Genomic DNA, 12,675 nt, shown 5'->3' on the forward strand with positions numbered 1-12,675 from the left:
AATTAATTATTGCCCGTATTACTTAATACAAAAGCAATAACGGGATAAATTATTATGGTAAGTCAACAACAATCACCACGTTGTGAACCTAATACAGGTAAGTACACTGCCATGCCAGAAACGCCGAGTAAAGAACTCATGCAAGCGCTTATAGATGTTGCACAGTCACGCGATAAAAAAGCATTTTCCTATTTATTTGAATACTTTGCGCCAAAAATTAAACGCTTTGGAATTAAGCAATTTGGTGTTGAAGCTCAAGCAATGGAGCTTGTGCAAGAGACGTTAACATCTGTTTGGCGTAAAGCACATTTGTATCACAGTGATAAAGGTGCGGCTACTACGTGGGTTTATACCGTTATGCGTAACGCTTCATTCGATATGCTTCGTAAAATGAAAAGCAATAAAGAAGAAAATATAAGCGAAGATATTTGGCCGTTATTAAACGAATCACAAGATACACATCACGAATACAGTGATCATTTAGAAGATAAACAAATTAAACGTTATTTAGATAAATTACCTATTGCTCAACGCGAAGTGGTAAGGGGCGTTTATTTTCAAGACATGTCGCAAGAGCAACTTGCACATCAACTTAATATTCCAGTAGGCACGGTAAAATCACGATTACGTTTGGCCTTGCAAAAATTACGTAATGAAATGGGAGATCAGCATGATTAAACATCACCCGAGTGAAACTTTACTGACACAGTATTGCGATGCATCACTTGCTACATCATTGAGTTTAGCCGTTTCTATACATGTAGATATGTGCCCTGTGTGCCAAGCGAAAGTAGCTAAAATTGAGGCAAGCAATGCAAACGCATTATTTAGCGAAGAGCCAGCGCAATATGAGAAACCTCAAGCTGAGCAACCTGAGTTACTTGAAGAATTTGAATTGAATGTGCTTGATATGATCACGTCTGATGATTCTATTGACGAAGTTTATGAAGTAGAGCCTGTTTCTATTAAAGTTAATGAGCATAACTATCAGCTTCCACGTGCGCTAACGCGTATTTCTCACAGTAAATTTACCCAAGTGGGTAAGCTTGCGAGATCGCGTATTGCACTTGATGATGGTCCGTTACGCTCTAGCTTGTTACATATTGATGCTGGTGGTGAAATACCAGAACACACGCACACCGGCTTTGAAGTTACTTTACTCCTAGATGGCGAGTTTAGTGATGAAGAAGGAAAATATGTCCCAGGTGACTTTATATGGCAAGATGGTAGCCACCAACATACTCCTTTAACAAAAGATGGTTGTTTGTGCTTTACAGTTGTCAGTAGTGCGCTACATTTTAATAAGGGCTTCAGCAAGTTACTAAATCCAATAGGTAATTTGATTTACTAAGAGAATTTATGCACACAGATATAATAAAAATAGGTATAAGCGCCTGCTTAGCGGGCGAAAAAGTTAGATTTGACACAGGTCATAAAAAGTCAAATTTCTGTATGGATGAGTTAGGTAAACACGTTGAATATACACGGTTTTGTCCGGAGGTAGCGGTAGGTTTACCAATACCTCGACCAACTATTCGCCAAGTTAAAGTGGGAGATACCATTAAAGTATGTCGCCCAGATGGTACTGGAGACGTAGGTCAACAACTTACCGAGTATGGTAAAAAAGTTGCAACAGAACAAGCTAAAGAGTTGAGCGGGTTTGTATTTTGCGCAAAAAGTCCAAGCTGCGGCATGGAGCGCATTAAAATATACAACGAAGCAGGCACGGGTAATACCTCTGAAGGCATTGGTTTTTTTGCTGAGCAAATAATGAAGCACAACCCATTATTGCCATGTGAAGAAAACGGTCGCTTAAACGACATGCATTTACGTGAAAACTTTGTAATGAGAATTTACGTATTTAAAAATTGGCAAAAGTTAGTACAAGAACCACTAACGGTTCATAAGCTTACTCAATTTCATTCTCAGTATAAGTACTTGTTGATGGCTCACAATTACCAAGCTTATCGAGATTTGGGTAATCTGCTTGGAACGTTCGTAGGTGACGACATAAATGCAGTTGCGGATGAATATATTTTAGGTTTGATGACAGGTCTGAAAAAGCCTGCTTCTCGAAGAAATAATTGCAACACCCTAATGCATTTACAAGGCTACTTTAAAAATGATTTATCGAAGGTTGAAAAACAAGAACTTCGTGATGCGATAGATGAATACCGCGAAGGATTGGTGCCATTGTATGTACCACTTACCTTGTTAAAACACCATTTGAAAGTTCATCCGAATGAGTATCTTGAAAAACAAGTGTTTTTTAACCCATACCCTCACGATTTAAAACTACGATTTGGTATTTAATGGATACATTATTTTGGTTTAGGCGCGATTTGCGCCTTTTTTCTAACGAAGCGTTAATTCAAGCGCTAAATAATGGCGCTAAACACGCCATTTTTTTTGTGTCTGAAAAGCAGTGGCAACAACACCAAGCTGCGCCTATTCAGATTGACTTACTCAAGCGCCGAGTTACTTATCTTCAATCACAACTTGCTGATTACGGTATTACTTTACATATTATTGAAGCGCCTAGCTTTTGTGATTGTACGCGCGAGCTTATTAACTTTTGTAAAGCAAACGATGTAAAACACGTAATTGCTAATACAGAATATGAGCTTAATGAAGTAAACCGCGATAAAGCAATTTTGCACGAATGCGATGAGCTTTCTATTACTTTTACTTTGTACGAAGGTGATTTAATTGCACCTGTTGGAACGGTTAAAAATCAAAGTAATGAAATGTATAAAGTGTTTACTCCATTTAAACGTGCATGGTTAAAGCAGTATCAAGATACACACTTCAGTTTGCCACAATGGCCTTTAACTTCTGACCCTATTGAGTTTGACGAGAGTGATTTACTAAAAAGTGATGGGTGCTCAGATAAGTGGCCGGTTGACGACGAAACACTCTCTACCGTAGTTGATAATTTTATATGCGACAAACTGACAAGTTACGACGACCAGCGTGATATTCCCAGTGTAAAAGGCACATCGGGTTTAAGCCCGTATTTAGCACTAGGTATTGTAAGCACAAAGCAACTGCTTATTAATATTCAGCAGCGTTATCCTGATATTTTAACTACATCAAAAAGTAAAACGTTTACGTGGATTAACGAGCTTGTTTGGCGCGAATTTTACAGACATTTAATTGCTGAATTTCCGAAGCTTTCGCGCGGCGATAACTTTAACGAAAAGTATAATGCTGTAGTGTGGCGTAAAAGCGAAAGCGATTTTAAAGCATGGTGCGAAGGGCGTACAGGTTACCCATTAGTGGATGCAGCAATGCTACAACTTAAGCAAACCGGTTGGATGCATAATCGTTTACGAATGGTTGTTGCAAGCTTTTTAACTAAGCATTTATTAATAGACTGGCGTGAAGGTGAACGCTTTTTTATGCAGCACTTAATTGATGGCGATTTAGCCTCAAATAATGGTGGTTGGCAGTGGGCTGCAAGTACGGGCTGTGATGCTCAGCCTTATTTTAGAGTTTTTAATCCAATCAGACAAAGCGAGCGCTTTGATCCAACGGGCAAGTTTATCCGTAAGTATTTGCCAGAGCTTGAAAACGTGCCAGATAAACACATTCATTTTCCACACACTTATTTAGCCGCAACAGGCAAAGATAAGGAATGTTACTGGCCAGCAATAGTTGATCATAAAGCGGCACGAGAACGTGCACTTGCTGCATTTAAGGTGTGATATGAATAACCAGTTACCAGTAGATAAATTTGTTGAAATATACCAACAGCTTGATAGTACTAATCTTGATTTATTGAGTGATATTTACTGTGACAACATACAGTTTATAGACCCGATGCATGAAATTAACGGCATTGTAGAATTGCGCAGGTACTTTGCTAACTTATACAGCAATGTTAAGCATTGCCAGTTTGATATTAGTGATTCGTTTAATAGCGGTAACAATGCTTTTATTTATTGGACTATGCATTATGCACATCCAAAGCTCTCATCAGGTAAAACTATCTCGGTAGACGGTCATAGCAAGCTTATTTTTAAAGATGGCAAAATTATTAAGCACAGAGACTACTTTAATGTGGGCGAGTTGTTATACAAACACATTCCTTTACTTGGTAGCGTTATAAAGCTAATTGATAAAAGGGCAGGTTAATTATGATCACACTTATAACGGGTGCTACATCAGGTATTGGCGAGCAGCTAGCAATTAAATATGCACAGCTAGGAGACACTGTTATAGCTTGCGGCCGTAATAGTGATAAGCTCGCCGAGCTTGCTAAATACGACAATATCCAAGCATGTAAGTTTGATGCAACTAACCTGCAAGATATAAAAGAGTCTACTATTGGCTTTCCTCATTTTGACCGTGTTATTTTAAACGCTGGTAATTGTGAATATATAGATGATGCGCGCAACTTTGATAGCGCGTTGTTTGAGCGTGTAATAAACGTTAACCTACTTTCTATGGGGTATTGCCTTGAGGCATTACTTCCTAAAATAAATCCAGGCGGCCAACTTGTTTTGGTCAGCTCAAGTGTTACTTACCTTGCGCTACCTCGTTCAGAAGCTTATGGCGCATCAAAAGCGGGTGTAAGTTACTTAGCAAAAAGCTTAGCGGTTGATTTAAATGATGTTGATGTGACTTTAGTTCACCCTGGCTTTGTAAAAACGCCACTTACTAATAAAAATGATTTCCCGATGCCTATGGCCGTTACTGCTGAAAAAGCAGCTGACTACATGATTAAGGGTATTCAAAAACGCCGCAAAGACGTTCATTTCCCTTATCGTTTTACACTTATATTAAAAGCTTTACGCATTTTACCACTGCCGATTTGGCTTAAAATCGCAAAAGGATTAGCCCGTTGAAAAAAATAGCAATAATAGGAACTGGTGTATCTGGTTTAACATGTGGGCATTTGCTTCACAAACATTACGATGTAACCGTATTTGAAAAAAATGATTACATAGGTGGACACACAGCAACGGTTGATGTTGATGTGTGTGGCATCAAATACGCAATAGACACTGGCTTTATTGTATTTAATGACCGAACTTACCCATATTTTGAAAAGCTACTTTCGCGCATTGGTATTGATAAACAAACAACCCAGATGAGCTTTAGTGTGCACAACGAAGCCACTGGTTTTGAATACAATGGACATACGTTTACAAGCTTATTTGCACAGCGTCGTAATATTTTTAGACCTAAGTTTTGGCGATTATTGTACGACATTGTTAGGTTTAACAAACTGTGCAAAGCAATGCATGAAAAAGGTGATTACCAATCTGATCAATCATTAGGGCAATTGCTTAACGATAACCAGTTTAATGACTTTTTTAAATACCATTATATTCTTCCTATGGGCGCAGCTATTTGGTCTACCAGTATTAAAGAAATGGAAAACGTAGGCGTTGAGTTTTTTGTTAAGTTTTTCTTTAATCATGGGCTTTTAGATGTAACCAATAGACCACAGTGGTATGTAGTACCAGGGGGCTCTCGTCAGTATATTAAGCCGCTGATCAGAGGTTTTGCCGACAAAATTAACCTCAATACAAATATTAAATCAGTTACGCGTCAAAATGATGAAGTAACAATAGAGTTTGCCAATGGTGAGCAAAGTAAATTTGATAAAGTAATATTTGCTTGTCATTCAGATCAGGCGCTTGCACTACTGGGTGATGCTACTGAGCAAGAAAAGTCAGTATTGGGTGCAATAGCTTACACTGAGAACTCAGTGGTGCTGCACACCGATACAAACCTTTTACCAGATAGAAAAGCGGCATGGGCAAGCTGGAACTACTTACTTAACAACAACACGGATAAAGCCGCTGTTGTTACTTACCAAATGAATATTTTGCAAGGTATACAATCAGATACACAGTTTTGTGTAACGCTTAACCATCTTGAAGGAATAAGCCAAAGTAAAATTTTGCGCGAGTTTACTTATCACCACCCTGTATTTAACCAAGAGTCTATTGCAGCTCAAAAACTTAAACACAGTATTGATGGACACAACAATAGTTATTTTTGCGGTGCTTATTGGTACAATGGTTTTCATGAAGATGGCGTACACAGTGGTGTAGATGTAGCCAAGCAACTTGGGGTCGAATTTGACTAGTGCAGTGTATTTAGGCGATGTTAAACATCGCCGTTTTGCTGTTAAAGAACATCGCTTTAGTTACCCTTTATATATGATGTGGGTAGATTTAAATAATCCTCAACAACTAAATGGTGTGCATAAACACATAGGTACGTCAGGCTTAAAGGCGTTAAAGTTTAATGAAGCTGATTATCTTACAGGCACCTCACAGCTTGCTAAACGTCCTCTTATTGAGCGTGCACACGAACAACTTGCCAATTTAGGTATTACTGAAACCTTTTCTCATATTTACATGCTTGGGCAACTTCGTTGTTTTGGTGTGTATTTTAGTCCTGTTAATTTTTACTTTTTTGGTCATAACGACAACCGTTTTAAATACATGATTGCTGAAGTAAGTAATACACCGTGGAACGAACGTCATTATTATTTAGTACCTTTAGAAAAAAAAGTGAACTTTAAAAAGGTTTTTTCCGTATCACCTTTTATGAATCTAGATATGAACTATCATTGGCAAGTTAAGCAATCGCTTGATAAAACATTGATACACATTGAAAATAAGCGAAATGAAGAGCTATTATTTGATGCTACACTTCGCTTAAAACGTAAAGAGCTTACTAAAGAAGAAGTTAATAAGTTATTTAAACGTTTTCCGGCCATGACATGGTCTATTTTCAAAGGTATTTATTATCAAGCGTTAAAGTTGTTTATAAAACGAGTTCCTTTTTTAGGTCACTCAGGCAAGCCATAAAGCACATAGATAGTCAGGACAATTAATAGGTATTTCAATGGATAAAGTGTCGAGCTTAAATTGCGAACAAAGCACAAACTGGTTAACTAACATATATAAAAAATTAGTGACTAAAGCCTTTTCGTCAATTGAAACAGGCCAAGTTGTTTTAGTAGATGCAAACGAGCGTACAGTTTTTGGTGACCCATCTTCAGTGCTAAAAGCAACGATTATAGTAAACGATAAAGCTATGTATAAGGCATTTGCATTATCTGGGAGCGTTGGCGCTGGTGAAGCCTATATTTTGGGGCATTGGTCTTGTGACAACTTAACTTCTTTCATTGAGATATTTGCTATAAATGAGAAGCAACTTGATGAGTTTGAGAAGAAATTCGCATTTTTTAGTAATATCGCGCACCGGTTTAATCACATAAAAAACAAAAATTCTGAATCGGGCTCTAAGAAAAATATCGTTGCTCATTACGACTTAGGTAATGATTTGTACGAATCATTTTTGAGTAAAGAAATGCTTTATTCAAGTGCTGTATATCCTACAAAAGAAGCCACACTTGAAGAGGCTCAACAATACAAGCTTAAACGCATTTGTGAGCAAGTTGAGCTTCAAAAAAATGATTCAGTAATTGAAATTGGTACAGGGTGGGGGGCTTTTGCTATATATGCAGCCACACATTACGATTGCCATGTAACAACAACAACCATATCTGATGAGCAACATGATTATGTCGCTAATAAAATTTCAGAGCTTGGTCTTGAAAGTAAAATTACATTACTTAAGCTTGATTACAGACAATTGAAAGGAAAGTACGACAAGCTTGTTTCTATCGAAATGATAGAAGCGGTGGGCCATGAGTACTTACCTAGCTTTTTTACCCAATGTGGTGAATTGTTAAAAGACGACGGTGCAATGCTCATACAAGCTATAACTATTGGCGATCAGCGTTATAAGCACTACTTAAAAAACTCTGACTTTATCCAGCAGTATATTTTTCCAGGCGGGTGTTTGCCATCACTTAATGAGATGAGTGAGCAGATTAAAAATAATACCGACATGGTAATTCATACTGTTAATGATATTGGTGCTCACTACGCAAGAACATTAGCAGACTGGCGAAGCCGTTTTATAAAAAGCTGGCCTGATTTGGACCGCTCAAAATTTGATGAACGTTTTTATCGTTTATGGTTGTTTTATTTTGCTTACTGCGAAGGCGCGTTTAGAGCTAGAGCAACAAGTACGGTGCATTTAATGGCGCGTAAACCACGTTTTGTTAGCGATAACGATGATATTGCGCTCGGTTACTAATTTTGTTTTATTTCAAGCAGTGTGGTTTTTATCATTGCTGCTTGAAGCTGATTCGCTACTTTTTAGCGGATTGATTATTGTTTTAATGTTTTGGTTGTCAAAACAAAAAAAACAAGACACCTTACTTCTAATTAAAGCCCTACCTTTAGCACTATTGTTAGAATTCATAGCAGTAAAGTCAGGCTTGTTAGAATTTAAAGTTTATCCCTTCCCTCTATGGCTCGTCTTTTTATGGGCTGCGTTATTACTTTCTTTAAATACTTCTATGGTTTTTTTGAGTAAATTAAAGCTTTGGCAGGCCTTTTTAGTATGCATGGCTTTTGCGCCAGCAAGTTATTGGGCTGGGGCGCGCTTTGAAGTAATAAGCTTAGGCTTACCTTTATGGCAGTTTTGGCTCGTTTACGGTGCGCTTTGGTCTACAGTGTTTACTGTTATTCTTTTTATAAACCAAAAAATCAAGTTATTCATCAATCGCTGATCGCCCACAATTCCCATTTCGTAACATTACCCATTGACTCGAGGGAGCTTATTTTGAAATTTTTACTAAAGGCAGTTACTTTTTATTTGCTTACAACTTCAATTGTTTTAGCTGACACACAATTTAATAAAGTAGGCGAAGCACGAATGGAGTATTTATTTTGGGATGTATATGACGCGGTTTTATTTACCCCTTCAGGTAATTACAGCGCAGGAACGCATCCTATTAAATTTAAACTTACCTATTTACGTGACTTTGAAGCTAAAGAAATCGTAAAAGCAACAAATGAGCAGTGGGAGCATATTGGAAAAAAAGAGCTAGCAGACAAATACGACAGTAAATTATTGTCTATTTGGCCTGATATTAGACAAGGTGATTCGCTAACGTTAGTCACAAATGAGCAGGGTATGAGTACTTTTTATCATAATGATGAAAAAATTGGCGAAATAAATGAACCTCAATTTTCGAGTGATTTTTTAGCCATTTGGCTGGATGAAAAAACGTCTGAGCCGAAACTACGAAAGCAACTATTAGGGAATTAATATGAATGTATTTAACGCGTTTAAAACAGCTCTTGTAAGCTTATCTGCTTTGTTGCTGATAAGCTGTTCGGCACCAAATGTAGAGCATTATAAAAATACATCGCCAAACTTTGACTTTAAAACATTTTTTAGTGGAAATTTGAAAGCCTACGGTGTTGTACAAGACTTTAAGGGTGAATTGACCCGCAAGCTTGTCGTAGATATGAATGCGAGCTGGGAAGGTAACCAGGGCGTTATTGAAGAAGACTTTGTTTATGACGATGGCGAAACTCAAAAGCGTATTTGGAAAATAACGTTAAATGAAGACAATAGTTTAACGGGTGTGGCAGATGATGTTATAGGTACAGCAAAAGGTAGAAGTGATGGCAGCGTATTTCATTGGAATTACGATGTAGAGCTTCCATACGATGGCAGTACTTTAAAAGTGAATTTTGATGATTGGATGTACCTGGTTACACAATCGCGCTTGATAAACCGCACATCTATTGTTAAGTTTGGAGTCGAGGTCGGGGAAGTGACCTTAGTGATCGAAAAAATATAGCTTATTTACCCAGTTGCTTAACTTGCGCCAAAATTGTACTCAAATTAAGTCTTTGTTAACCCAACACGCTGTATTTTACAGAGAATTATTTAAATTTTACTCATTTTTTAAGAATTTAAGCAAAAAATGCAATTTGCTGTTGCTAACTCTTTAAAAATGCATAAAGATAGGTTTTGCGAAGGCAAAATAATAACGAATAGGAATCTAACAATGAATAAAGCTCAATTAGTTGAAAAAATTGCTACTGATGCAGAAATCTCTAAAGCCGCTGCTACTCGTGCTCTTGACGCGTTTACAGGCGCTGTAACTTCTTCTTTAAAAGAAGGTGATTCAGTAGCATTAGTTGGTTTTGGTACTTTCTCAGTAAAAGAACGTGCAGCTCGCACTGGCCGTAACCCACAAACGGGTGCTGAGATCCAAATCGCAGCGGCAACTATCCCAAGCTTTAAAGCAGGTAAAGGTCTTAAAGACCAAGTAAACCCTTAATAGGTTTAACGAATTAAATTAAAAAAAGAGCTATTTAGCTCTTTTTTTTTTATGTTTAATAAAGACATCAATTGATGCCTTTATATTATAAATTTACGCTTTTAAGGCTTTATCGCCTCGACCAATGCCAACAGCGCCAGAACGTACAACTTCGATAATATCGGTTTCATGACGAAGTGTGTCTAAAAACGACTCTATTTTGTCTGTACTGCTCACTAGTTGTAGACTATAGCTTTGTCGGCCCATATCTAAAATAGCACCTTGGAACACATCAACTACTCGCGTAACCGCTGCACGAGTCGTCTCGTCTTGAGCAAATACCTTAACAAGCAATAGCTCACGTTCAATGTGACTCATTTCTGTTAAATCGATAATTTTAAGCACGTCGACTAATTTGTTAACCTGCTTTGTAATTTGCTCTACAACTCTGTCATCACCCATTGTGGTAATAGTAATACGCGATAGTGATTGATCGTCAGTTGTGCCCACAGTTAGGCTGTCGATGTTATATGCACGTTGTGAAAAAAGCCCAACAATACGTGATAGGGCACCTGGTTCGTTTTCTAATAAAATAGATAAAATACGACGCATTATGCTTTTACTCCTTTACGTAACCACATCTCATCAATGCCGCCTAACTTAATTTGCATTGGGTATACATGTTCTTTTTCATCAACGTTTATATCTAAAAAGACTAATCGGTCGTTAATTGACATTGCTTTATCGATAGCAGGTTGTAACTCATCTAGTGTGTTTACTTGTATGCCTACATGGCCGTAGCTTTCAACTAACTTAACAAAATCAGGTAGTGAATCCATATAAGATGATGAATGACGTCCACCGTAAACCATGTCTTGCCATTGGCGTACCATACCTAAAGAGCGGTTATTAAGTGATACAACCTTTACCGCTAGGTTGTACTGTAAACAGGTTGATAGTTCTTGAATATTCATTTGAATAGAGCCATCACCCGTAATACACACAGACTCTTTATCAGGAAAAGCTAGCTTTACGCCCATTGCAGCAGGTAAACCAAAGCCCATGGTGCCTAGGCCGCCTGAGTTGATCCATTGACGAGGATGCTTAAATGGATAATATTGCGCTGCAAACATTTGATGCTGACCAACGTCTGAACTTACGTAAGCATCGCCATTAGTGGCTTTATACACCGCTTCAATTACAGCTTGTGGCTTAATTTTGTCGCCATCAGTGTTGTAGCTTAAGCACTTTTGTTCGCGCCAGCTGATAATTTGTCGCCACCAATCTTCTTGCGCGCTGCGGTCTATTTTAATTGGGCTTTTATCAATACCCGCTTGTAGTTGTTCAAGTACGGTTGCTAAACAACCTACAACTGGTATGTGTGCTTTAATTGTTTTAGAAATTGAAGTAGGGTCAACATCAACATGAACAATAGTGGCATTAGGGCAAAACTTTTGAACATTATTAGTTACCCTGTCATCAAATCGGGCACCAAGCGCTAAAATTACATCGGCGTTAGCCATTGCTTTGTTTGCCTCAAGCGTGCCGTGCATGCCTAACATACCTACAAAGTTTGGATGCACACCTGAAATACCACCCAATCCCATTAGTGTATTTGTAATGGGGGCATTTAATGATTCAACTAAATGCGTTAATTGCTCTGATGTATTTGAAATAACAATACCACCACCAGAGTAGATAACCAGTTTTTTGGCCTCTAAAATAGCTGTTACGGCTTTGCGAATTTGTTTTGAGTGCCCTTTAGTATTAGGGCTGTACGTTCTCAGCTCGGTGGTTTTAGGAAATTCGTATTCAAACTTAATAGCAGGGTTAAGCATATCTTTTGGAAGCTCAACAACGACAGGACCTGGGCGACCAGTGCTAGCAATATAAAAAGCTTTAGCTAAGATTGTAGGGATGTCTTTAGCACTTCTACAGTTAAAACTGTGTTTAACTACAGGGCGAGAACAACCCACAATATCGGTTTCTTGGAATGCATCGTCGCCAATCAAATTTGTAGGCACTTGGCCTGATAACACAACCATAGGAATTGAATCCATGTAGGCCGTTGCAATACCTGTAATACAGTTTGTAGCGCCAGGGCCTGAGGTTGCAAGTACAACACCAACGTCTCCAGTAGCGCGGGCATAGCCGTCAGCCATATGTGTTGCAGCTTGTTCGTGACGTACTAATATATGTTCAATGTCATCTTGCTGAAAAAGTGCATCATATAAGTCTAAAACCGAACCACCGGGATAGCCAAATATGTATTTTACCTTTAACTCTTTTAATGCCTGAACTACTAGTTCAGAACCATTATATTCTTGTTTGCTCATCCTCATTCCTCTGTGCGCTTTTTTATGCATAAAAAAACCCCCGCGTAGTGCGAGGGTTTTTAAAAAGCAGTATCACCTTTTAATACATCCCCGCTGGGCTTATAACTAAGACCAGTACGAGTACGACTAAAAGATTAATGTGTGTGTTCATAGTTTTTACTCTACTTAGCAAAACACTGC

At 38.1% G+C, this 12,675-nt stretch carries 15 protein-coding genes; 13 read left to right on the top strand and 2 right to left on the bottom strand.

Annotation, left to right across the window (positions count from 1 at the left end; translation table 11 throughout):
• Positions 1-54 precede the first annotated feature (54 nt).
• The 13 genes from QT16_RS07455 to QT16_RS07515 all read left to right on the top strand — a co-directional run bounded on the left by QT16_RS07455 (position 55) and on the right by QT16_RS07515 (position 10,180).
• Positions 55-678, top strand: a complete 624-nt coding sequence (locus QT16_RS07455) for a sigma-70 family RNA polymerase sigma factor (protein WP_002962457.1) — start codon at positions 55-57, stop codon at positions 676-678.
• The gene (locus QT16_RS07460; protein ID WP_002962459.1) at positions 671-1,351 is read left to right on the top strand and encodes a ChrR family anti-sigma-E factor; all 681 of its coding nucleotides are present in this window, start codon (positions 671-673) and stop codon (positions 1,349-1,351) included. Before QT16_RS07455 ends, QT16_RS07460 begins: the two co-directional genes overlap by 8 nt.
• 8 nt (positions 1,352-1,359) lie before the next feature.
• Complete coding sequence (locus QT16_RS07465; protein WP_002962461.1) at positions 1,360-2,313, top strand: YbgA family protein; 954 nt, start codon at positions 1,360-1,362, stop codon at positions 2,311-2,313.
• Positions 2,313-3,707 carry a deoxyribodipyrimidine photo-lyase gene (phrB, locus tag QT16_RS07470; protein WP_039487653.1) on the top strand — a complete coding sequence of 465 codons (1,395 nt, stop codon included), beginning with the start codon at positions 2,313-2,315 and terminating at the stop codon, positions 3,705-3,707. The genes QT16_RS07465 and phrB overlap by 1 nt, the downstream gene beginning before the upstream one ends.
• Position 3,708: 1 nt before the next feature.
• Complete coding sequence (locus QT16_RS07475; RefSeq protein ID WP_039487654.1) at positions 3,709-4,137, top strand: nuclear transport factor 2 family protein; 429 nt, start codon at positions 3,709-3,711, stop codon at positions 4,135-4,137.
• 2 nt (positions 4,138-4,139) lie between these two features.
• On the top strand, positions 4,140-4,850 hold the full coding sequence (locus QT16_RS07480; protein WP_002962466.1) for an SDR family NAD(P)-dependent oxidoreductase: 711 nt from the start codon (positions 4,140-4,142) through the stop codon (positions 4,848-4,850).
• Positions 4,847-6,103, top strand: coding sequence for an NAD(P)/FAD-dependent oxidoreductase (locus tag QT16_RS07485; protein WP_002962467.1), 1,257 nt, complete (start codon positions 4,847-4,849; stop codon positions 6,101-6,103). The genes QT16_RS07480 and QT16_RS07485 overlap by 4 nt, the downstream gene beginning before the upstream one ends.
• Complete coding sequence (locus QT16_RS07490) at positions 6,096-6,833, top strand: DUF1365 domain-containing protein (RefSeq protein ID WP_039487657.1); 738 nt, start codon at positions 6,096-6,098, stop codon at positions 6,831-6,833. The genes QT16_RS07485 and QT16_RS07490 overlap by 8 nt, the downstream gene beginning before the upstream one ends.
• Before the next feature lie 37 nt (positions 6,834-6,870).
• Complete coding sequence (locus QT16_RS07495; RefSeq protein WP_002962469.1) at positions 6,871-8,133, top strand: SAM-dependent methyltransferase; 1,263 nt, start codon at positions 6,871-6,873, stop codon at positions 8,131-8,133.
• Positions 8,111-8,611 (top strand): DUF2878 domain-containing protein, encoded by a 501-nt coding sequence (locus tag QT16_RS07500; RefSeq protein WP_033021926.1) that lies wholly within the window; start codon positions 8,111-8,113, stop codon positions 8,609-8,611. The genes QT16_RS07495 and QT16_RS07500 overlap by 23 nt, the downstream gene beginning before the upstream one ends.
• A 53-nt stretch (positions 8,612-8,664) precedes the next feature.
• Positions 8,665-9,153, top strand: coding sequence for a chalcone isomerase family protein (locus QT16_RS07505; RefSeq protein WP_002962471.1), 489 nt, complete (start codon positions 8,665-8,667; stop codon positions 9,151-9,153).
• Between the two features lies 1 nt (position 9,154).
• Positions 9,155-9,694 carry a DUF3833 domain-containing protein gene (locus QT16_RS07510; RefSeq protein ID WP_039487661.1) on the top strand — a complete coding sequence of 180 codons (540 nt, stop codon included), beginning with the start codon at positions 9,155-9,157 and terminating at the stop codon, positions 9,692-9,694.
• Positions 9,695-9,904: 210 nt separating this feature from the next.
• Positions 9,905-10,180 (top strand): HU family DNA-binding protein, encoded by a 276-nt coding sequence (locus tag QT16_RS07515; RefSeq protein WP_002962474.1) that lies wholly within the window; start codon positions 9,905-9,907, stop codon positions 10,178-10,180.
• 93 nt (positions 10,181-10,273) lie between these two features.
• On the opposite strand, the gene ilvN is transcribed toward QT16_RS07515, so the two are convergent.
• Complete coding sequence (ilvN, locus tag QT16_RS07520) at positions 10,274-10,771, bottom strand: acetolactate synthase small subunit (protein ID WP_002960314.1); 498 nt, start codon at positions 10,769-10,771, stop codon at positions 10,274-10,276.
• The gene (locus tag QT16_RS07525) at positions 10,771-12,495 is read right to left on the bottom strand and encodes an acetolactate synthase 3 large subunit (protein WP_024596926.1); all 1,725 of its coding nucleotides are present in this window, start codon (positions 12,493-12,495) and stop codon (positions 10,771-10,773) included. The genes ilvN and QT16_RS07525 overlap by 1 nt, the downstream gene beginning before the upstream one ends.
• Positions 12,496-12,675 lie beyond the last annotated feature (180 nt).

The sequence above is a fragment of the Pseudoalteromonas distincta genome, from assembly GCF_000814675.1.
GTDB lineage: Bacteria > Pseudomonadota > Gammaproteobacteria > Enterobacterales > Alteromonadaceae > Pseudoalteromonas > Pseudoalteromonas distincta.

What these genes read in the sequence shown, in the direction of transcription:
- QT16_RS07455 (WP_002962457.1), top strand. Translation starts at nt 55, where the DNA reads ATGGTAAGTCAACAACAATCACCACGTTGTGAACCTAATACAGGTAAG.
- QT16_RS07460 (WP_002962459.1), top strand. Translation starts at nt 671, where the DNA reads ATGATTAAACATCACCCGAGTGAAACTTTACTGACACAGTATTGCGAT.
- QT16_RS07465 (WP_002962461.1), top strand. Translation starts at nt 1,360, where the DNA reads ATGCACACAGATATAATAAAAATAGGTATAAGCGCCTGCTTAGCGGGC.
- phrB (WP_039487653.1), top strand. Translation starts at nt 2,313, where the DNA reads ATGGATACATTATTTTGGTTTAGGCGCGATTTGCGCCTTTTTTCTAAC.
- QT16_RS07475 (WP_039487654.1), top strand. Translation starts at nt 3,709, where the DNA reads ATGAATAACCAGTTACCAGTAGATAAATTTGTTGAAATATACCAACAG.
- QT16_RS07480 (WP_002962466.1), top strand. Translation starts at nt 4,140, where the DNA reads ATGATCACACTTATAACGGGTGCTACATCAGGTATTGGCGAGCAGCTA.
- QT16_RS07495 (WP_002962469.1), top strand. Translation starts at nt 6,871, where the DNA reads ATGGATAAAGTGTCGAGCTTAAATTGCGAACAAAGCACAAACTGGTTA.
- QT16_RS07500 (WP_033021926.1), top strand. Translation starts at nt 8,111, where the DNA reads ATGATATTGCGCTCGGTTACTAATTTTGTTTTATTTCAAGCAGTGTGG.
- QT16_RS07510 (WP_039487661.1), top strand. Translation starts at nt 9,155, where the DNA reads ATGAATGTATTTAACGCGTTTAAAACAGCTCTTGTAAGCTTATCTGCT.
- QT16_RS07515 (WP_002962474.1), top strand. Translation starts at nt 9,905, where the DNA reads ATGAATAAAGCTCAATTAGTTGAAAAAATTGCTACTGATGCAGAAATC.
- ilvN (WP_002960314.1), bottom strand. Translation starts at nt 10,771, where the DNA reads ATGCGTCGTATTTTATCTATTTTATTAGAAAACGAACCAGGTGCCCTA.
- QT16_RS07525 (WP_024596926.1), bottom strand. Translation starts at nt 12,495, where the DNA reads ATGAGCAAACAAGAATATAATGGTTCTGAACTAGTAGTTCAGGCATTA.